We start from the raw sequence: 20,779 nt of genomic DNA, 5'->3' as shown, positions 1-20,779 counted from the left end.
TGTCTTAGCCTTTCACCGCTTTCACGATTTTCTCTGCACCGTCCGACAGGTCGTCGGCAGCGATCACATCAACGTCTGAGTTGTTGATGATGTCCTTGCCGGCTTCCACATTGGTGCCTTCCAGACGCACAACCAGCGGAACCTGAAGGCCCACTTCTTTCACGGCCGCAACCACGCCCTCGGCGATCACGTCACAGCGCATGATGCCGCCGAAGATGTTCACCAGGATGCCCTTCACGTTGGGGTCCGAGGTGATGATCTTGAAGGCTTCGGTCACTTTCTCTTTGGTCGCACCGCCACCCACGTCGAGGAAGTTGGCCGGTTCAGCACCGTAAAGCTTGATGATGTCCATGGTGGCCATAGCCAGACCAGCACCGTTCACCATGCAGCCGATCTCACCGTCCAGAGCGATGTAGTTCAGGTCGTATTTCGACGCTTCCAGCTCTTTCGGGTCTTCTTCGGTCTCGTCGCGCAGGGCGGCGATATCCTGGTGGCGGTAGACCGCGTTTCCGTCAAAGCCAACCTTGGCGTCGAGCACCTTGAGGTCGCCGCCTTCGGCCACGATCAGCGGGTTGATCTCCAGCATCTCCATGTCTTTCTCAACGAAAGCTTTGTAGAGCTGACCCATCAGTTTCACGCACTGCTTGATCTGAGCGCCTTCAAGGCCCAGCGCAAACGCGATGCGGCGGCCGTGGAAGCCTTGGTAACCGGTTGCCGGATCCACCGAGAAGGACAGGATCTTTTCCGGGGTCGCCGCAGCCACCTCTTCAATGTCCATGCCGCCTTCGGTCGAGCAAACGAACGAAATGCGCGAGGTCTGACGGTCGACCAGCAGAGCGAGATACAGTTCGCGCTCGATGCCGGAACCGGCTTCGATATAGATGCGGTTGACTTGCTTGCCGGCCGGGCCGGTCTGGTGGGTCACAAGGGTGCGGCCCAGCATCTTCTTGGCTTCTTCGGCGGCTTCTTCCACCGATTTGGTCAGGCGCACACCGCCTTTTTCGCCAGCATCAGCTTCCTTGAAGGAACCTTTGCCGCGGCCACCTGCGTGAATTTGGGCTTTGACCACCCAAAGCGGGCCGTCGAGTTCACCTGCGGCGGTCTTGGCATCTTCTGCTTTCAATACGGCGCGACCCTCGGAAACGGGGGCACCGTAGGATTTCAGAAGGGCCTTCGCCTGGTATTCATGAATGTTCATGAAATCATCCTATCCAGTTGGTCCAGTGTGTTCCCGGTCAGAATGCACAACAGAACATGTAAAGAAACGATTTTTGACGGGAAAATGGGTTTTTTCGGTATTTTTTTCTCATTTGTGATCACACCCTCAAAACCTGTGATCACAAATTGGAAATGCCGCATATTGCCCTGAAAATGTCGCTGCTTCTGCCCGAAAGAACGTAAATCACCCAAAATCAGCAACTTCTGGGAAGAAACCCACAAATCTAGTGCGAATCCCTTTCTCAATTGGCTTCTCACATCGGGCTGGATAGAGTGCAAGCAAGATCATTACCTGCGAGTTCCCTTTTGCCTGAAACACCTTGTCCAAGCTGGTCCGTTGTGTCCACCGTGCGCGAACCACTTCCACTGGTTCTTGCCTTTGCCTGTCATCACCTCTCGCTTGGGGCACATCAGGTTCACCTTTATTTCGACAATCCACAGGACCCGGCGGCAGAGCTGCTTGAGACCCTTGATGGCGTCGAGGTCACCCGTTGCGATCCCGCCCATTGGGCCAGGTTGAACAATGGCACCGTCCCGCCGCTACAGACCGGGCGACAGGCGCTGAACGCAAACGATGCCAAGCACAGAAGCAAAGCAGATCTGATCCTGCATATTGATGCGGACGAATTTCTTTGGGCACCAGGCGATGCGATGGCGCAGGATTTCAGCTTTCAAACACCTTGGCTGAAAATTCCCAATCTGGAACGGTGCTGGGGGCCTGTCCCCCACCCCGCTCAGGCCTATAGCCTGTTCGGAGGGATGTTGCGCGGCGCCATCAAGGATCGTGATCTGGCCCGAGACATCTATGGGGCCAGCAACCGGTTCATGTCCGGCGGCATGGGTGGGCATAGCAGCGGAAAGACCCTGACCCCGCGCAAAGGGGACGGTTTTATTGCCATCCACAACGCCAAGACAAAACGCGGGGGGGATGTGCTGCCTCACGAAACGGCGCAGCATCTGCGGATCCTGCATTTCGACGGTATCACGCCGCTGCACTGGGCCTATAAATCGCTGAAATATGTCGAACGCACCAACCATTGGAACATGCTGTTGAACAACGCACGCAAACGCAATGTGATGGCGATCAATGGTGCGGAAGATCCCCTGGCCGAAGCGCTTTTGATTTATGATGAGCTGTTTTGCCTGAACGGCTGGCAGGCACGACAATTGTCAAAGCGCGGCAAGCTGTTTGAGATGGCGATTGATCCCTTGGCGTCCATTGCCAAGATCGCCCCCGGGCTTGGGGTCGACCTCACCACCAGCGGGTTCGACGCCAGTCTTCGAACGGAGGCCAAAACGCTGGCGAAGCGGATCCGAGACCGCAACCTCTGACAGCCCCCGATCTCCATGAAACGCAAAAAGCCGGTGCAGATGCACCGGCTTTTCTTTTTCATCTCAATGACTTGAATTAAGCCAGCGAGGGGTCGATTTCTTTACAGGCAGAGACAAGGCCCTTCACCGCGTCAACCGACTTGTCGAACATGGCTTGCTCTTCTTTGTTCAGCTCGATGTCGATGACTTTCTCGATGCCGTTGCCGCCGATGATGGTCGGAACGCCCACATAGAAGCCGTCAAGACCGTAAGCACCGTCAACGTAAGCCGCGCAGGGCAGCAGGCGTTTCTGATCGTTCAGGTAAGCCTGAGCCATTTCGATCGCGGATGCGGCCGGGGCATAGTAAGCCGAACCGGTTTTCAGCAGGCCAACGATCTCGGCGCCACCGTCACGGGTGCGCTGAACGATGGCGTCCAGTTTTTCCTGGCTGGTCCAGCCCATTTTCACCAGATCCGGCAGCGGGATGCCGCCAACGGTCGAGTAACGGGTCAGCGGCACCATGGTGTCGCCGTGACCACCCAGAACGAACGCGGTCACGTCACGCATCGACACGTCGAATTCCACCGACAGGAAGTGACGGAAGCGCGCCGAGTCCAGAACGCCGGCCATGCCGACAACTTTCTCATGCGGCAGGCCCGAGAACTCGCGCAGCGCCCAAACCATGGCGTCCAGCGGGTTGGTGATGCAGATCACAAAAGCGTTCGGGGCGTGCTGGGCAATGCCTTCACCCACCGATTTCATGACTTTCAGGTTGATCCCCAGAAGGTCATCACGCGACATGCCCGGTTTGCGCGGCACACCGGCGGTCACGATGCAGACATCAGCGCCAGCAATATCGGCATAGTCGGTGGTGCCGGACAGGGCAGCGTCAAAACCTTCAACCGGGCCGCTTTCCGCGATGTCCAGTGCCTTGCCCTGCGGGATACCGTCGGCGATGTCGAAAAGGACAACGTCGCCCATTTCTTTCAGAGCTGCGAGGTGGGCCAGGGTGCCACCGATCATACCCGAACCGATGAGGGCAATTTTGGGTCGTGCCATGAGAATGATCTCCATCCATTGAAATTTGACGCTATGCCTAGTCGCAATGTCGCTTTCACGCAAGGGCGCTGCGATGCGGCATATCTTGGAGGTTGCGTAGAGCAAGGTGACACGATAGCGCTAAAGCGACTTAAAACATGCAGTTTGCACCGAACCTATGCCGGAAATTCTGGATTTCACATTCTTTGCCTTCGCGATCCCGGCCGTGCTGTTTGCAGGCATTTCCAAGGGGGGATTTGGCTCGGGGGCTGCCTTTGCGGCAACCCCACTGCTTGCGCTGATTCTTGAGCCAGGCGCTGCAATTGGCCTGATGCTGCCGCTGTTGATGTTGATGGATGTGACCGCTCTGCGCCCCTATTGGGGCAAATGGGACGGAGGTGCGGCCAAGACGCTGATCCTCGGCGCGCTGCCCGGCGTCGCATTGGGGGCGGTGCTGTATTCCATCGCCAATGCGGATCTGTTTCGCCTGCTGATCGGACTGATTGCGGTGGGGTTTGTCGCTTTTCAGGTTGCCCGAGGCCAGGGGTGGATCCCGCCTGCGGCGCGCCCGATGGGCAAGGGACCGGGCTTGTTCTGGGGCGTTTTGGCGGGACTGACCAGCTTTATCAGCCATGCGGGCGGCCCCCCCGCGGCGGTGTTCCTGCTGTCGCGCCGCCTTGACAAGCTGAGCTTTCAGGCCACCACGGTGATCGTCTTTTGGGCGATCAACGGGATGAAATTCATCCCCTATGCGGCCCTTGGCATCTTTTCATGGCAAACGATCAAGGCCGATCTGTTCCTTGCCCCCTTTGCGGTCGCGGGCATCTGGGCAGGTGTAAAGCTGCACCATTTGATGCCCGAGCATTGGTTTTTCCGACTGACCTATGCGTTCCTGCTGATAACCGGCACCAAGCTGATCTGGGAGGGGCTGACCTGACGCTGGCAGTCAGCCCCGCCTTCAGGCGGGTTCCCCCAGCATGGCCGGGGTCAGTTCTTCGTTCAGCGCTTCAAAACTTCGGCCTGCGGCCACCAGACAGGTGATCCCCTGCGAATTGGTCACGGTAATGGTCCAGCTGCCGCTTTCCGCGGAGGCAAACACTTCGACCACCGTATTATTTGTCGCCAGACCGATCGACTGCCGGGTCTCGCCATAGGTTTCCGTCAAGCGCTCCACCACCGCCAATCGCGGCGCACAGTTGCGCCCCTGAGCATAGGCATTCTGCATCGACAGGAGCAGCGCCCCCGACACCAGCGCCAAGGCCAGGATCCGTTGTTTCAACAAAAGGTTCATATGTCTTCCCTTTCATACAGGGGCGCTGCACCGGGCCATCCGGGTTACGGCGATACAGATCCCAAGTCCGATCAGGTGCCGAGCTGCATCCCGTGTCACCTGGGTGACATCGGTGGCCGACCACGGGCCCTCCCGTCGCTCGGCGGGTCCAATCAGCCTGCGCCTCAAGCCCGAAGAACTGGTTAACACGCCGCACTTTGGCCCTGACGGGCAGGAACGCCACGTAGAAATTCTGCAATGCAGCAAATCTACCCTTGCGAAATGCTGCGCAATCGCGATGCTGTGCGCAAGAATATTGCGGAGAACCAGAATCATGTCTCAACGTCCCTACCGGTCCGTCCTCTACATTCCCGGCTCGAAAGAGCGCGCCTTGGAAAAGGCGCGTGGCCTGGCCTGCGATGCGATCATTTTCGACCTCGAAGACGCCGTTGCCCCCGATGCCAAGGTCGAGGCCCGCGCCACTCTGCGCGCCGAACTCGACAAGGGCGGATATGGCAACCGTGCCAAGATTGTTCGCATCAACGGGTTTGATACCGAATGGGGCAAAGAGGATGTGGCGGCCATGGTGGGCGCGGATATCGACGCCATCCTGATGCCGAAAGTGGGCTCAGCCGCGCAGCTCGATGACCTGGCCGCGCTGATCCCTGACGTGGATCTCTGGGCAATGATGGAAACTCCGATGGGGATGCTGAATGCTGCTGAAATTGCAGCCCATCCGCGCCTGAAGGGCTTTGTCATGGGCACCAATGATCTGGCCAAGGAGTTGAACACCCGGTTCCGCGCCGACCGCCTGCCGATGATGGGCGGGCTGCATATGTGCCTGATTGCCGCCAAGGCCTATGATGTTGTAATCGTCGATGGCGTCTACAACGCTTTCAAGGACGAAGACGGTCTGCGGGCCGAATGTGACCAGGGGCGCGATATGGGCATGGATGGCAAAACGCTGATCCACCCGGCCCAACTGGCCGTCGCCAACGACGCCTTTGCGCCTTCTGACGCGGAAATTGACCTCGCCCAGCGCCAGATTGCCGCTTTTGAAGAGGCGGAAGCCTCGGGTCAGGGCGTTGCGGTTGTGGATGGTAAAATCGTCGAAAACCTGCATGTTGTGACGGCAAAAGGTATTCTGGCCAAAGCCGAGGCGATCAAGGCGCTGGAGGGCTGAGGCCCAACACGTTCGGAGACCCACCATGACCCTTCTCATCCTCGGCCTCGCCCTGTGGTATATCGGCCATTTCTGGAAACGCGCCCTGCCCGGGCGCCATGCCGCCATGGGCGAGAAGGCCAAAGCTGTGTCCGCCGGGATCATTCTGGCGGGCGTGGTCGTGATGGTGATCGGCTACAAGGTATGGGAAAGCTATGACCTGCTCGCCTATCCGACCTTCTTCAAACATATCAACAATCTGGCCATGCTCATCGCCATCTACCTGATGAGCCCCGGCCCGTCGAAAGGCGCAATCCTCTACAAGATGCGCCACCCCATGCTGACCGGTATGATCGTTTGGGCAGTGGCGCATATGATGGTGAACCCCGACCCGGCCTCTTACGTGCTGTTTGGAGGTTTGACCGTTTGGGCCATGGCCGAGATGAAGGTGATCAATGCCGCGGAGCCAAACTGGACCCCGAACCCGAAAGGCAGCATTGCCAAGGACGCGATGTTCCTTGTGGCCTCGGTGATCCTGCTTGCGGTGATCGGATATATACACGGGCTGATCGGCCCTGCGCCTTTTGGGGCGTGACCTCTAATCTAGGAGATGAAAGATGGCCAAAACCAACCCGGGCCGCTTCTTTGAAGACTATAAACTGGGCGACGAGATTGCCCACGCGGTGCCCCGCACCGTGGCCGAGGGGGAACGCGCCCTTTACCACGCGTTGTATCCGGCCCGTCACGCGCTTTACTCCTCGGACGAATTTGCCGGGGCCTGTGGACTGGAAGGGTCACCGCTGGATGATCTGATTGCCTTTCACGTTGTCTTTGGAAAAACCGTGCCGGATATTTCGCTGAACGCGGTGGCCAATCTGGGCTACGCTGAAGGCCGCTGGCTGAAACCGGTTTATCCGGGCGACACGCTGCGTTCGATGTCCAAGGTGATCGGCCTGAAGGAAAACTCCAATGGCAAATCCGGCGTGGTCTGGGTGCACACGGTGGGCATCAACCAGACCGGCGAGGCTGTGCTGGAATATGTGCGCTGGGTCATGGTGCGCAAAGGCAATCTGGAAGCCCCTGCCCCGGAAACCGTGATCCCGGAGCTGAAACAGGTTCTGGGCGTCGAAGACCTTGTCATCCCGGAGGGGTTGTCCTTTGAGGACTACGATTTCACCCTTGCAGGTGAGCCGCATCGCTGGGGCGACTACGAGGTCGGTGAGAAAATTGATCATGTGGACGGCGTCACCGTGGAAGAAGCCGAGCACATGATGGCGACCCGCCTGTGGCAGAATACTGCCAAGGTGCATTTTGACGCCACCTTCCGTCCGGATGGACAGCGGCTGATCTATGGGGGGCATGTGATTTCCATGGCCCGCGCCCTGTCCTTCAACGGGCTTGCCAACGCGCAGATGATTGTCGGTCTCAATGGCGGTGCCCATGCCAATCCCTGCTTCTCGGGCGATACGATCCGAGCGTGGTCAGAGGTTCTCGACAAGGCCGAAACCGGGGTGCCGGGCGTTGGGGCCATTCGCCTGCGCCTTGTCGCGATCAAACATGGCGCAGAGGCGTTTGCGCTGAAAGGTGACGATGGCAAATACCTGCCCGATGTCATGTTGGACCTTGATTACTGGGCCCTGATGCCGATGTAATTTGAGGGAACCAACCTTCAACAGCGCCACCGCCAGGGCTCAGATCAGCCCCGCGGTGGTGCAAAAATGGCGTCATATTTTTGTGTGCCACGGCATACATTAACCAACCTTTTCCGTCAGAATTGCGGCGCGCAAATTCGTGATCACAAATTATTTTTTTGTGATCACAGACGTGTTTTTTCGCATCTGTTAGCGCAAATTACGCATTTTTATCCCGAGTCAAGACGTGACTCTGTGCCGCAAAAGGGTCTATTCCTGTCGCAAAGGGTTTTTGCCGGACCCGTTCACCCCGTCTGGCAGACACTTTCCAAGACCACGCGCGCTTAGGATTTGACGCCCCTGCGGCCCGACCTCCAGAGCGCATCAAAGTCGCAACAGATCAAGAGGAGGCCGCCATGGCCGATGTGAACAGAGGCAACCGCCCTCTTTCCCCACACTTGCAGATTTACCGTCCGCAGCTGACCTCCATCTCCTCCATTTTTGCCCGCATCACCGGCGTGGCACTTCTGGGTGGCGCCGTATTGGTCGCCTGGTGGTTTTTCGCAGCTGCAATGGGACCGGGCTATTATGATTTCGTGAACGGTCTGATGACCTCGTTCATTGGCGATCTGGTCATGTTCATGGCGCTCTGGGCGCTGTGTTACCACGCGCTGTCCGGCCTGCGTCACCTGATCTGGGATATCGGTATCGGACTTGATATCGAAACCGCCGAGAAAATGGGCCTCGCTGTGATCGGTGGCTCGGTTGTGCTGGCGATCCTCGTCGCACTGATTATCTGAGAAGGAACCTGACATGCAGTTTCTGACTGACCGCAAACGCGCCGTTGGCAAAGGTTCTTCCGGATCCGGAACAGATCATTTCTGGGGCCAGGCGATTTCGGCCCTTGGCCTGCTGGTGCTGATGCCCCTTTTCGCACTGACCTTCGGCCACGCGCTTGGCATGGGCTATGAAGAGGCTCTTGCCTATTATCAACGCCCCTTCCCTGCCATCATCGCCGCGATGACCATCGTCACCGCCATGGTCCACTTCCGCCACGGCATTCAGGTCGTGATCGAGGATTACTCGCGCGGGGTGACCAAAAAAGTGCTGGTGGCCGGTTGCACCGCCATCTCCTACACCATCATCGCCACGGCCCTTTATGGCCTTGGCCGCATTGCATTTTAAGACCGGAGCACCCCAATGGCAGCTTACGAATACGAAACCCACGAATATGACGTGGTCGTGGTCGGTGCCGGTGGCGCCGGTCTGCGCGCGACCCTCGGCATGGCAGAACAAGGCCTGCGCACCGCCTGTGTGACCAAGGTTTTCCCCACCCGTAGCCACACTGTGGCCGCACAGGGTGGCATTGCCGCATCGCTTTCCAACATGGGCCCGGACAACTGGCAGTGGCACATGTATGACACGGTGAAAGGCTCTGACTGGCTGGGTGACACCGATGCAATGGAATATCTGGCCCGCGAAGCGCCCAAGGCGGTTTACGAGCTGGAACATTACGGCGTGCCGTTCTCGCGCACCGAAGAAGGCAAGATCTATCAGCGCCCGTTTGGCGGCCACACCACCGAATTCGGTGAAGGCCCCCCCGTGCAACGGACCTGTGCCGCTGCCGACCGCACCGGTCATGCGATCCTGCACACGCTTTACGGCCAGTCGGTCAAGAACAATGCCGAGTTTTACATCGAATACTTCGCCATCGACCTGCTGATGTCTGACGATGGTCAGTGTCAGGGTGTGGTGTGCTGGAAGCTCGATGACGGCACCTTCCATGTCTTCAAGGCGAAGATGGTGGTGCTGGCCACCGGCGGCTACGGCCGCGCCTATTTCTCGGCCACTTCGGCCCATACCTGCACCGGCGACGGTGGCGGCATGGTGATGCGCGCAGGCCTGCCGATGCAGGACCTTGAGTTTGTGCAGTTCCACCCGACCGGCATCTACGGCTCTGGCTGTCTGATCACCGAAGGGGCCCGCGGCGAAGGCGGCTACCTCGTGAACAGCGAAGGCGAGCGGTTCATGGAGCGTTACGCGCCCCAGTATAAAGACCTCGCCCCGCGCGATTACGTGTCGCGCTCGATGACCATGGAGATCCGCGAAGGCCGTGGCGTGGGCAAAGATGGCGATCACATCTTCCTGCATCTCGACCACCTGCCCGCCGAGGCACTGGCCGAACGCCTGCCGGGCATTTCGGAAAGCGCCAAGATCTTTGCAGGCGTGGATGTGAACAAGGAACCGATCCCGGTTCTGCCCACCGTTCACTACAACATGGGCGGCATCCCGACCAACTATTGGGGCGAAGTGCTGAACCCGACCGCAGAAGATCCGACCGCTGTTGTGCCGGGTCTGATGGCGGCAGGTGAAGCAGGCTGTGCGTCTGTGCACGGGGCAAACCGCCTCGGTTCCAACTCGCTGATTGACCTCGTGGTGTTTGGCCGCGCGGCTGCGATCCGGGCGGGTAAAGTGGTGGACAAGGACGCCGCGCATCCCGAGCTGAACACCGGTGCCGTAGACAAGATCTTCGAACGGTTTGACGGTCTGCGCTATGCAAAAGGCGCGATCCCGACCGCCGACCTGCGTCTGGAAATGCAGAAAACCATGCAACGCGACGCGGCCGTCTTCCGCACCGCGAAAACCATGGCTGAAGGCGTTGAAGCGATGACCGAAATTGCCGGCAAGATGGGCGACCTGAAGGTCACCGATACCTCGCTGGTCTGGAACTCGGATCTGATGGAAACGCTGGAACTGACCAACCTGATGCCTTCGGCCATCTCGACCATCGTGTCGGCCGAAGCCCGCAAGGAAAGCCGCGGCGCCCACGCGCATGAGGATTTCCCGGATCGGGACGATGAGAACTGGCGTGTTCACACCATTTCACGCATCGACGAGACCGGCACCAAGGTGGACCTGTCTTACCGCCCCGTGATTGTGGATCCGCTGACCACCGAAGCCGAAGGCGGCATCAATCTCAAGAAAATCGCGCCCAAAGCGCGGACGTTCTAAGGAGGACGCCAGATGGTACAATTCAAGCTCCCCAAGAACTCGACCGTTCGCGTCGGCAAAACCTGGCCCAAGCCCGAAGGCGCCACCAATGTCCGCAAGTTCCAGATCTATCGCTGGAACCCGGATGATGGCGAAAACCCGCGGGTGGACAGCTATTTCGTCAATATGGACGAATGCGGTCCGATGGTTCTGGACGCGCTGATCAAGATCAAGAACGAGATTGATCCGACGCTCACCTTCCGCCGTTCCTGCCGCGAAGGCATCTGTGGGTCCTGTGCGATGAACATCGACGGGATCAACACGCTGGCCTGTATTTACGGGATGGATGAGATCAAGGGTGACGTGAAGATCTATCCGCTACCGCATATGCCGGTGGTGAAAGACCTGATCCCGGATCTGACCCATTTCTACGCGCAGCATGCCTCGATCATGCCGTGGCTGGAAACCAAGACCAACCGCCCGGCGAAAGAGTGGAAGCAGTCGATCGAAGACCGCAAGAAACTCGATGGTCTCTATGAATGCGTGATGTGCGCCAGCTGCTCGACCTCGTGCCCGAGCTACTGGTGGAACGGTGATCGCTACCTCGGCCCGGCCGCGCTGCTGCACGCCTATCGCTGGCTGATCGACAGCCGCGATGAGGCCACCGGCGAGCGTCTGGACAATCTGGAAGATCCGTTCAAGCTTTACCGCTGCCACACCATCATGAACTGCGCCAAGACCTGCCCGAAAGGCCTGAACCCGGCCAAGGCCATTGCGTCGATCAAGAAGATGATGGTGGAACGCCACCTGTAAGCAGGTATAGGACATGGGTGATCTCATCTATGCAATCACATTGGCCGCCCTTGCCGGGGCGGCCATTCCTTTTGGGGCATGGCTTGCCCGGTTCGACCAGCTTCTGCCTGGCACGATCCGTAATCAGACCAATCACTGGATCATGGCCTTCGGGGCAGGTGCCCTTCTCTCGGCAATTGCCTTGATCCTTGTTCCCGAAGGCCTGTCCCGCCTCCCAGGACCGCCTGCCCTGTTGCTTTTCCTACTGGGGTCTCTGGTCGCATTATTCGCGGACATAACCCTTGCACGTACGGGGGGCTCCAAAGCTCAGTTCATGGCCATGCTGATGGATTTTATTCCAGAATCCCTCGCCCTCGGCGCAATTTTGACAGCTGATCCAAAAGTGGCTGCATTGCTCGCCTGCATGATTGGTGCCCAGAACTTACCGGAAGGTTTCAACGCAGACCGCGAGCTGGCAGTCGGCTCAGTGCCACGTCATACGCGACTGATACTTTTTGCAGCCCTTGTGCCGCTTGGCCCCCTTGCCGCTCTCACAGGGCATCAATTCCTAGCAGACCTTCCCACTGTTCTTGGCGCATTTATGTTGTTTTCAGCAGGCGGCATCCTTTACCTGATATTTCAGGACATTGCCCCGCAAGTTTCCGTCAAACACAGCTGGTCCCCGCCTCTGGGGGCAATCTTGGGTTTTGCATTTGGATTGGCAGGACATATCCTGACGTCATGACCGAATATTCTACCACACCGCTCGCAAAGAAACTCGGCCTCAAGGACGGGCAGCGCGTGGCGTGGATCAACCGTCCCGCAGCCCATGATCCCCTCACCACCAGCCGCGCGTTCATGCTCGTGGACGACACCACGCCGGATCACCTCTCCGGCCCCTATGACGTAATCCATATGTTCACAGATGACCGCACCACGTTTGAAACCGCCCTGCCCCAACTTCTCGCAAGCCTTGACCGCGACGGCATGATCTGGATTTCCTGGCCCAAGAAAGCGTCAAAAGTTCCAACCGACATGAGCGAAGACGTGATCCGCAACGCCGCCCTGAAAACCACCCTGGTTGACGTGAAAGTCTGCGCCGTGGACAAGGTCTGGTCCGGCCTCAAGCTCGTCATCCGCAAGGAACACCGCGCGGCCCACATTTGACCCTTATTTTCTGGACATAAATATCCTGAAGCGTTTCGGTTTTAACCTGGCCACAGGGGGAAACCGAAACGCAGCGCGCGTTACCAATGTTGCAGGCGTTTGGTAACAAGCTTAAGCTTCAAGCTTGTCCCAAACGCTTTGGGTGAGGGCTCACGCGAAGAGTGGGGCCGAGGGGCAAAGCCCCTGACAGGCTCACGCAGTGAGCCACCCCCAAGCCTGCCGACCCTTAGGGAGAAAAGGCGCGGGAGCCCCCATCAGTCCCGAGAGCGCAAAACCTGTGCCGGTCGCACGGACAACGGACGCCACGCATAAAACAGCCCAGCCAGAATTGTCGCGATAATCCCCCCGACAACAATGGCAATGGCCGAAGCCGGCTCAAAAACATAGTCGTTTTCCATAATATAATGGGTCACAGCCCAGCCCGCGACACCTCCGGCAATCACGGCCACACCCCCAGCAGCGGCCCCCAGCACGGCAGATCGCAGCGCAAAGCTCATCAGGATTTCAGCCCGTGTGGCACCCAGTGTCTTCAGAACCGCCGCCTCGTAAGTTCGCACGCGCTCGCCCGCGGCTGCGGCACCGATCAACACCACAAACCCCGTCACCAAAGTGGCCAACGCCCCATATGTGACAGCGGCGGCCACCTGCCCCATCAGGCCAGAGATGCGGGTGATGGCGTCCCTTACCGAAATAAGCGTGATATTCGGGAAATTCCGGCCCAGATCACGCAAGATGGCGGGCTCGGCCTCCGGCTCCGCATAGATTGTCGCAAGCCAGGTATGGGGCGCGCCGGTCAATGCAGATGGGTTCATGGTCAGAACAAACCCCATACCTGCTTGTGAAAAATCCACTTCGCGCAGGCTGGTGATCTCTCCCGTGATGTCCCGGCCCAGAATATTCATGGTCACGCTGTCTCCCAGCCCAATCCCCATCTCCTCGGCCTCCTCTGCGGCAAAGGAAATCTGCGGCGGGCCCTGATACTCCTCAGGCCACCATTCACCTGCCACAACATGGGTGCGGGTGGGTTTGGCCGAATAGGTCAGCGCACGGTCCCCCTGCACCACCCAGTGATTGCCCGCCACCTCCTGCGCGGGCTGGCCATTGATCCTGGTCATCACCCCACGCAGCATCGGCGCGGTATCGACCCGCGACACGCCTTCATCCGAATTTAGTCGTGCCAGAACGCCCTCGATCTGATCAGGCTGGATATCAACCACAAAAAAGCTTGGCGCCACGGCGGGCAAATCACGCGCAATCGCGCCACGCAGATTGTTGTCGATCTGCCCCACAGCGGCGAGCACCGAAAGCCCCAGTCCAAGGGACAGCACAACCGCACCGGCTTCTCCACCCGGCCCCCCCACGGCGCTAAGGGCCATACGCGGGATCGGGCGCCCTCGCAGGCCTGGCAGATGCCCAAGCCAGCGGGCCAGATGCCGGATCCCCAGCCCGGTCAGGGCGAGCGCCGCAAAGGCCCCGGCAACACCGACAAACGTCCAGAGCGCCAGCTCAAACATGCCTGACAGGAGTGCGGCAAGAAAGACCAGGCTCACCAGCACGGCAAAGGTCATCAGGACATACACAAGACGGGGCCAGCGCGCGCGGCCAAGGGCGGCATCGCGAAACAGAGAGGCTGGCTGCACGTCTTCTGTCTGGGCCAGCGGCCAAAGCGTGAAGAGAAGCGTTGCCAGCGCGCCATAGATGGCGGCTTCGATCAGGGGGCTGGCATAAACGGAAACGGCTGCCTCAATGGGCAAGGCCGCTGCGATAACAGGGGCAAGCACAAGCGGAATGGCCGCCCCAATTGCGAGCCCGATCATCAGCCCCAGCATGGTCAGAACCGCAATCTGCATGAAGTAGCTGAAGAAAATAACTCGCCGCGTGGCGCCCAGCGCGCGCAGAATGGCAATGGTTTCTGTCTTGCCGTCAAGATAGGCCCTGACAGCTGCTGAAATCCCGACACCTCCAACCGCCAGGCCGGCAAGCCCGACCAGAACAAGGAACGAGGAGAGGCGCTCGATGAACCGGCTGATCCCGGGCGCACCATCACGCGCATCCTGCCAGCGCGCTCCGGTTTGTCCGAGCTGCGCCATGACGCTGGATTTGACCTCTGTCAGATCGCGCCCTTCAGGCAGACGCAACCGGTATTCGCTGTCAAACAAGGTGCCCTGCGCGAGCATTCCCAGGCGCGTCAGATCCTCGCGTGCAACCAGTGTGCGTGGCCCAAGACCAAACCCCCCGGTGGCATTGTCTGGCTCGCTGACCAGCTCTGCCATCAGAACAAACCGGTTGCCCCCCAGCACAAACTCCTGACCGACCCCCAGCCCCAATCGGTTCATCAGCAGGTCATCCATCACCGCGCCGGGCAGGCCACCCTTGCCCGAAAACGCCTGCGCAAGCGGGATCGGCGGATCCAAAATAACCTGTCCATAAAGGGGATAGTTTTCATCCACGGCCTTCACCTGTGTGAGGCCACGATCCTCCTCTACCACAGCCATGGAGCGAAAGTCGGCGATCACCGAAACAGCGTCCGCTGACTGCATCAGCACCGCCTGTTCGGCCTCATCTGCAAACCGGTATGTGAAGGAAACCGACGCATCACCGCCGAGAAGCACCGCCCCCTGATCCGCCAACCCCTGTTGCAGGCTTTCACGCACTGAGCCGATGGCCGCAATCGCGGCCACTCCCAAGATCAGGCAGGCCAGAAAAATGCGAAAGCCACGCAGACCACCCCGCATATCGCGCCGGGCGATCCGAGCGGCCTGCCTCATCTCACGGATCATACCAAGACCCCGTCCTGAAGGCACAGGGTCCGGTCGCAGCGGGCCGCAAGCTCAGGTGCGTGGGTGACCATGATCAGGGTCGCCCCATGGCGGTCCCGCAATCCAAACAGCAGGTCCATGATCACATCCCCGGTGGCACCATCAAGATTTCCGGTCGGTTCATCCGCAAGCAGGATATCCGGGCGCGGGGCCGCAGCCCGCGCAAGCGCCACACGTTGCTGTTCCCCCCCGGACATCTGGCTGGGATAATGGTGCAGCCGATGGCCAAGCCCCACCGCAGACAGCTCTTCCTCGGCCCGGACAAACGCCTCTGGGACGCCTGCAAGTTCTAGGGGGGTTGCAACATTTTCCAGCGCTGTCATGGTCGGGATAAGGTGGAAAGATTGAAACACCACCCCCATATGATCCCTGCGGAACCGGGCAAGCTGATCCTCGCCCATCTGCCCCAAATTCTGCCCCAAGGCGGTGATTGTGCCCCCGGTGGCGCGTTCCAACCCGCCCATCAGCATGAGGAGAGAGCTTTTGCCAGACCCCGATGGCCCCGTCAGCCCAAGCGTTTCCCCACGCTCAACAGCCAGATCGATACCTTTGAGGATCTCTGTCCGCCCCGCATTGCGCCCCAGCGTCAACCGGGCATCGGTCAGGGTCAGGACGGCGGATTGGGCAGCATCGGGCATCGGGCACCTGTCAGGAGAAAAGCAATGAGTTCCAACGGATATGGGGTGAAAAAAGCCATGAACAAGTCCTTTCCGAAAATTGCCGGCTGGCTGGCACAGCTGTCTTTCGTCTTAGCCCTGTCTGTTCCGAATCTCAGCCATGCCGACACGCCCGTCACCCTCCTGGCCCTTGGGGACAGCCTGACTGCGGGATACGGTCTGGACCAAGGCGACGGATTTGTTCCGCAATTGCAGACATGGCTGCACTCTCAGGGGCGCAACGTGACTGTCATCAATGCCGGGGTCTCGGGTGACACAACAGCAGGAGGCAGGGCGCGGCTGGGCTGGTCCCTGACAGATGAGGTGGATCTGGTGCTGGTCAATCTGGGGGGCAATGACATGCTGCGTGGCTTGCCTGCTACGGAAACGCGCAGAAACCTCGATGCGATCCTGACCGAAATCAATACCCGCAACTTGCCCTCTGTATTGATCCGTGTGCCCGCATCCCTGAATTTCGGCGCAGACGAGAAAGCGGCGTATGATCAGGCCTTTGCCGATCTCGCGTCAAAGCATGGGAGCACATTCATCCCCAACTTTTTCGCAGCCCTGGACCAGCCTGGAACAACGCAGGAAGACCGAAAGGCCGCGCTGCGGGACTACATGCAGCCGGATGGACTTCACCCGACCCGGCAAGGCGTGAAGCTGATCGTGGATCAGATCGGCCCGACAATTCTGATGGCCCTTCCAGCAGAGACCGGCAACAGCGCAGATGGGCAGCAATAAAGCATTTCTGGACAGGTTTGAGGCATGGGTTTACCCCGAACCACGCGAAACAATGATCTCTTTTTATTCACATTGTTTCCTCTTTGTCACAGTTCAAAACCGAAACGATTTTGCGTCCACGAAACCTTCCCAAAGGTCAGTTTTGCAAAATGGTTCTATTTTTACACGAACAACCTTTGGGTGTTGTCATTTTGCAATTGGTCAAAATCGCCCCCCAAAACCACCTATACTTATTGATAGGTGTTCCACAACACACCCATATGTCAGTGTTTTTTATTGTCACCTAGCATTTCAAACACTTAGGCGCATCATTGAAAATTCTCGTAGCAGTAGAAGATCCCACGCTGTCCAACTCTCTGAACACAGCTCTGGACACGCTGCCATTCCACGAGCGGTTGCTGGTTTCCACGTCACGACAGGCGCTTGAAGCGGTGACACATGGCCCATTTGATCTGATCATCCTGGACTATCAACTGCCTGACCTGCAGGGAATGAATACGGTGTCACGATTGTCCCGTGCCTTCGCGCAGACGAAGATGGCCCTTGCATTGCGAGGGGGATCGCTTGAACTGGCGCAACGAGCCCAACAGGCCGGCGCCAACGCCGTTTTATCCCGCGAACTGGACGCAACGGATCTGGCGCGTGTATTGCCCCTCGCCCTGAGGGGGAAGTATGTGACCTTGCTGAATGACCTGTTTCACGTCAACGGGCGACGCCCGCTGTCTCATCTGTCGGAGCGTGAAATTCAGGTGCTGCGCGGGCTCTGCGACGGGCTTCAGAACAAGGAAATCGCCCATTCCTTTTCCATTCAGGAAGTGACCGTCAAAATGCACATGCGCGCCGTGGTGCGCAAACTGGGCGCCAAGAACCGCACCCATGCAGCGATGATCGCCCGTGACCTCAACCTGATCTGAGCGCTCACTCTTCGGGAGGGGTGTCGTCCCAGCGATCTGACAGGATCCGTTGGCTGTTGCCATCCGGGTCGTCATATTGCTCGCTCCTGAGGGTCCAGAAAAAGGCCGCCAGCCCTGCCCCGCCCAACAGCAGCGAAATTGGGATGAGATACACAAGCACGTTCATGACGCAGCCTTTCAAATGGAAGTCACCGATTGCTTCGGTGCAATTTTGCCTCAGACCCGCGGGAAAGGCCAGCCATTCGGACAAACCGAAACGCTCCTGTTGGCTGAACCTTGGAGAATGCTACGGGGCGAATACTACGGATCTTTGAACGTGGTCAGGCGCAGCGCGTTCACGCTGACCGTGATGGAAGACAGGGACATGGCCAGAGCCGCCGCCAGCGGTGTCGCCAGCCCCACTAACGCAATCGGAATGGCAATCGCATTATAGCCCGCCGCAATCGCAAAATTCTCAATGATCCGGCGGGTTGCGGATTTCGCCAGCACGGTTGCGCGCCCCAGGGGGGCCATGGATTGCCCCAGCAACACGATGTCGGACACCACCCGCGCGGCCTCAAGCGCCGATGAGGGCGAGATCGACACATGCGCGGCAGCAAGCGCCGCCGTGTCGTTCAATCCATCCCCGACCATCAGAACCTTCTTACCGGATTTCCCCAGACGGGCCACGAACTCGGCCTTGTCCTCGGGCAGTGTATCCGCCTTCCAGTCAGAGATTCCAACCCGCCCGGCAAGCTCACCAACAGCCGCAGGCACATCGCCGGAGATCAGCGTGATCCCAAGCCCCTGCGCCTTGAACGCAGCAATGGCGTCTTCGGCGCCTTCGCGCAGATTATCGGTAAAGGTAAAGGCAACCGGGCGTGTGCCGGAGATGGACAGGTAAGTTGCCGTCTGCCCGACCGCATTTGCCCCCAGCCACTCGGCGCGACCAAGGCGCACAGTCTTGTCATTCCACTGCCCTTCGATCCCTTTGCCCGGCACCTCACGCAGGCCACTTACCTCGGCGGGCTGGATCCCGCGCGCGCGGGCGGCCTGTGTCAGTGAGATGGCCAGCGGGTGGCTGGATCCTTCGGCCAGGGCAAGGGCCACCTGCAGATCCTGTTCGCGATGGCGTTCAATCCCATCCATGACCGGCTTGCCCTGTGTCAGGGTGCCCGTCTTGTCAAACACGACATGGTCCACCTCTGCCAAACGCTCCATCGCCGTGGCGGATTTGAGCAGCATTCCCTGCTTGAACAGCGTCCCCGAGGAGGCGGTGGTCACCGCCGGCACGGCAAGGCCAAGCGCACAGGGGCAGGTGATGATCAGGGTCGCCACCGCAATATTCATCGCCATGCGCCAGTCACCACCGGAATACCAGACCCAGAACAGAAACGCCGCAAGCGCCAGCAGATGCACCACCGGCGCATAAACTGCGGCGGCCTTGTCAGCGAGCGAGGTATAGCGGTTGCGCGCGGTTTCCGCGATCGCAACAAGGTCCGCCATACGGTGCAGCGAGCTGTCCTTTCCAGCCGCGGTCACCCGCACGGTCAGCGGGCCGGTCAGGTTGACCTCCCCCGTTGAGACGATCGTGTCGGGGCCCGCTGCAACGGGCAGGCTTTCCCCGGTCAGAAGGGCTCGGTCCAGTTCACTTTCCCCGGTCAGGACGATCCCGTCCACCGGCACGCGGGCCCCGGGCACGACACGCACGATATCACCGGGTTGAAGCTCGGACACGGCCACCTGTTCGTCACCCGTATCGGTCACACGGGCGGCACGCGGCACCTCAAGGGCGGCCAGCTCTTCCGCGGCAGAGCGCGCCACCGACCGGGTGCGATAGTCAAGGTAACGTCCGGCAAGCAGGAAGAATGTCAGTGACAGGGCGGCGTCGAAATAGGCATGTGCCCCTGAATGCATCGTTTCATAAAGCGACATGCCAAGCGCGAGCAGGATCGCCAGAGAAATCGGCACATCCATATTGAGCCGCCCCACCCGCAACGCGGTCCAGGCGGACCGGAAAAACACCTGGCTGGAGAAGCCGACGGTTGGAATGGCAATGGCGGCGGATATCCAGTGAAACAGATCTCTGGTGGCATCTGCCGCCCCCGACCAGACCGCGACACTCAGCAGCATCACGTTCATCATCGCAAACCCTGCCACGCCGAGGCGCATCAGCAGATCCTTGCCCTTCTGATCGGTTGCCGTGGAGCGTAGCTGGCCGGGGTCGAGCTCATAGGCCTCAAACCCGATACCCGTCAGATAATCCGCCAGATCCTGCGCTTCGACCTCCGGATCCGCTTCAATCGTGGCACGTTTGAGGGTGAGGTTGACCCGCGCCTGACGAACACCGGGCTGTTTTGACAACCCGGCCTCAACACCGGCGATACAGGCCGCACAATAGATCTGCGGCAGCGACAACAGAATGCGTTTGCCTATCATTCCGTTGCCTGTTTGCCCCTTCCCTGCCTGTTCCTTGGCAAGGGGGGCGGCATCACAGGCGGGACAGGCAGAAATCGGCGTCGACATGGGAAAGCCTCAGCTGGTTTTCGGGATATAGATCTGAATGCGCTGCTGGAAGGGAACATCCTCCTTGGACAGGATGTTTACCCGCAGGTTCCAGTTGCCATAATCCAGCGCCCCCACCGCAGCGGTATAGGCCCCGGAGGAGGATTGGCTGAAACTGGGTTCCTGGTCGTCACGCACATGGGTGGCCCGACCGAAAATCGCATAGATGGATTTCACCTCAACCGCGCGGCCGTCCTCATCACGGATATCCAGAACCAGAGTTTCCCCCTCGACCTTGGCAGACACATCCCAGCCAAGCCCCAGTTGCCCCTCTTTCATGCGGTCAAACTGCTGACTGGCCACATAGGAGTTGTCGGTCTCCAGTCCGGGAAACGTATTGATCGCGGAATAGGCCATGTAGATATTCACGCCGATGATCACGGCAAAAGCTGACACGGTGATCGCGAGGACATGTTTGCCCGTCAGCTCGAATTCCTTCTTTTCGGTTGGTTCACTCATCTGTTCGCGCCTTTTTCGAGTGTGCCGGAAGCGCCTCGGCGCATCCGGCGGAGTTGTAGCAT

At 59.2% G+C, this 20,779-nt stretch carries 21 protein-coding genes; 13 read left to right on the top strand and 8 right to left on the bottom strand.

The genetic code is table 11. From position 1 onward, the window contains the following. Window positions 1-4: 4 nt before the first annotated feature. On the bottom strand, window positions 5-1,198 hold the full coding sequence (gene sucC / locus K3J57_RS02820) for an ADP-forming succinate--CoA ligase subunit beta (protein ID WP_259793939.1): 1,194 nt from the start codon (window positions 1,196-1,198) through the stop codon (window positions 5-7). Window positions 1,199-1,566: 368 nt separating this feature from the next. On the opposite strand from sucC, the gene K3J57_RS02815 reads away from it, so the two are divergent. Continuing rightward, window positions 1,567-2,550: a glycosyltransferase family 2 protein gene (locus tag K3J57_RS02815; RefSeq protein WP_259793936.1), complete on the top strand. Its 984-nt coding sequence runs from the start codon at window positions 1,567-1,569 to the stop codon at window positions 2,548-2,550. Window positions 2,551-2,626: 76 nt separating this feature from the next. On the opposite strand, the gene mdh is transcribed toward K3J57_RS02815, so the two are convergent. Further along, entirely contained in the window at window positions 2,627-3,589 is a 963-nt protein-coding gene (mdh, locus tag K3J57_RS02810; RefSeq protein WP_259772872.1) for a malate dehydrogenase, read from the bottom strand. Between the two features lie 157 nt (window positions 3,590-3,746). Between mdh and K3J57_RS02805 the strand changes: the two genes are divergently transcribed. Continuing rightward, a complete protein-coding gene (locus K3J57_RS02805) occupies window positions 3,747-4,505 on the top strand; it encodes a sulfite exporter TauE/SafE family protein (RefSeq protein ID WP_259796991.1) in 759 nt (252 codons plus the stop codon). Between the two features lie 21 nt (window positions 4,506-4,526). Here K3J57_RS02805 and K3J57_RS02800 read toward each other — a convergent pair whose 3' ends face one another. Then, window positions 4,527-4,793 (bottom strand): hypothetical protein, encoded by a 267-nt coding sequence (locus K3J57_RS02800; protein ID WP_375542830.1) that lies wholly within the window; start codon window positions 4,791-4,793, stop codon window positions 4,527-4,529. A gap of 379 nt (window positions 4,794-5,172) precedes the next feature. Between K3J57_RS02800 and K3J57_RS02795 the strand changes: the two genes are divergently transcribed. From K3J57_RS02795 to K3J57_RS02755, 9 genes are all read left to right on the top strand, one after another. Further along, window positions 5,173-6,021 (top strand): HpcH/HpaI aldolase/citrate lyase family protein, encoded by an 849-nt coding sequence (locus K3J57_RS02795; RefSeq protein ID WP_173487957.1) that lies wholly within the window; start codon window positions 5,173-5,175, stop codon window positions 6,019-6,021. A 25-nt stretch (window positions 6,022-6,046) separates the two neighbouring features. Then, complete coding sequence (locus tag K3J57_RS02790; protein ID WP_259793932.1) at window positions 6,047-6,595, top strand: NnrU family protein; 549 nt, start codon at window positions 6,047-6,049, stop codon at window positions 6,593-6,595. Window positions 6,596-6,617: 22 nt separating this feature from the next. Next, window positions 6,618-7,652: a MaoC family dehydratase gene (locus K3J57_RS02785; protein ID WP_259796988.1), complete on the top strand. Its 1,035-nt coding sequence runs from the start codon at window positions 6,618-6,620 to the stop codon at window positions 7,650-7,652. Window positions 7,653-8,047: 395 nt separating this feature from the next. Beyond that, window positions 8,048-8,431: a succinate dehydrogenase, cytochrome b556 subunit gene (gene sdhC / locus K3J57_RS02780; RefSeq protein WP_173485313.1), complete on the top strand. Its 384-nt coding sequence runs from the start codon at window positions 8,048-8,050 to the stop codon at window positions 8,429-8,431. A gap of 13 nt (window positions 8,432-8,444) precedes the next feature. Continuing rightward, a complete protein-coding gene (gene sdhD / locus K3J57_RS02775) occupies window positions 8,445-8,816 on the top strand; it encodes a succinate dehydrogenase, hydrophobic membrane anchor protein (protein ID WP_055188510.1) in 372 nt (123 codons plus the stop codon). A gap of 15 nt (window positions 8,817-8,831) precedes the next feature. Then, window positions 8,832-10,643 (top strand): succinate dehydrogenase flavoprotein subunit, encoded by a 1,812-nt coding sequence (gene sdhA, locus K3J57_RS02770; RefSeq protein WP_259796986.1) that lies wholly within the window; start codon window positions 8,832-8,834, stop codon window positions 10,641-10,643. A gap of 12 nt (window positions 10,644-10,655) precedes the next feature. Next, window positions 10,656-11,435 (top strand): succinate dehydrogenase iron-sulfur subunit, encoded by a 780-nt coding sequence (locus K3J57_RS02765; RefSeq protein ID WP_055188506.1) that lies wholly within the window; start codon window positions 10,656-10,658, stop codon window positions 11,433-11,435. 313 nt (window positions 11,436-11,748) lie between these two features. Further along, entirely contained in the window at window positions 11,749-12,159 is a 411-nt protein-coding gene (locus K3J57_RS02760) for a ZIP family metal transporter (RefSeq protein WP_254449624.1), read from the top strand. Further along, on the top strand, window positions 12,156-12,581 hold the full coding sequence (locus tag K3J57_RS02755) for a DUF3052 family protein (RefSeq protein ID WP_259796984.1): 426 nt from the start codon (window positions 12,156-12,158) through the stop codon (window positions 12,579-12,581). Before K3J57_RS02760 ends, K3J57_RS02755 begins: the two co-directional genes overlap by 4 nt. 254 nt (window positions 12,582-12,835) lie before the next feature. Here the strand turns inward: K3J57_RS02755 and K3J57_RS02750 are convergent, their stop codons facing one another. Then, window positions 12,836-15,349, bottom strand: a complete 2,514-nt coding sequence (locus tag K3J57_RS02750; protein ID WP_259797727.1) for an ABC transporter permease — start codon at window positions 15,347-15,349, stop codon at window positions 12,836-12,838. A gap of 8 nt (window positions 15,350-15,357) precedes the next feature. Next, entirely contained in the window at window positions 15,358-16,038 is a 681-nt protein-coding gene (locus K3J57_RS02745; protein WP_259776696.1) for an ABC transporter ATP-binding protein, read from the bottom strand. Between the two features lie 24 nt (window positions 16,039-16,062). Here K3J57_RS02745 and K3J57_RS02740 point away from each other — a divergent pair, with 24 nt between their 5' ends. Then, on the top strand, window positions 16,063-16,800 hold the full coding sequence (locus K3J57_RS02740) for an arylesterase (RefSeq protein WP_259796979.1): 738 nt from the start codon (window positions 16,063-16,065) through the stop codon (window positions 16,798-16,800). 311 nt (window positions 16,801-17,111) lie between these two features. Next, a complete protein-coding gene (locus tag K3J57_RS02735; RefSeq protein ID WP_259793924.1) occupies window positions 17,112-17,714 on the top strand; it encodes a response regulator transcription factor in 603 nt (200 codons plus the stop codon). Between the two features lie 4 nt (window positions 17,715-17,718). Here K3J57_RS02735 and ccoS read toward each other — a convergent pair whose 3' ends face one another. The 3 genes from ccoS to K3J57_RS02720 all read right to left on the bottom strand — a co-directional run bounded on the left by ccoS (window position 17,719) and on the right by K3J57_RS02720 (window position 20,717). Next, a complete protein-coding gene (gene ccoS / locus K3J57_RS02730; RefSeq protein WP_173485308.1) occupies window positions 17,719-17,880 on the bottom strand; it encodes a cbb3-type cytochrome oxidase assembly protein CcoS in 162 nt (53 codons plus the stop codon). A gap of 134 nt (window positions 17,881-18,014) precedes the next feature. Next, window positions 18,015-20,219 carry a heavy metal translocating P-type ATPase gene (locus K3J57_RS02725; protein WP_259796977.1) on the bottom strand — a complete coding sequence of 735 codons (2,205 nt, stop codon included), beginning with the start codon at window positions 20,217-20,219 and terminating at the stop codon, window positions 18,015-18,017. Between the two features lie 9 nt (window positions 20,220-20,228). Next, complete coding sequence (locus tag K3J57_RS02720) at window positions 20,229-20,717, bottom strand: FixH family protein (protein ID WP_259776692.1); 489 nt, start codon at window positions 20,715-20,717, stop codon at window positions 20,229-20,231. Between the last annotated feature and the right edge of the window lie 62 nt (window positions 20,718-20,779).

The organism is Aliiroseovarius crassostreae (genome assembly GCF_025137635.1).
Lineage (GTDB): Bacteria > Pseudomonadota > Alphaproteobacteria > Rhodobacterales > Rhodobacteraceae > Aliiroseovarius > Aliiroseovarius crassostreae.
Note: the sequence above shows the minus strand (reverse complement) of the source record. Positions and strands in the feature narration are given on the sequence as shown.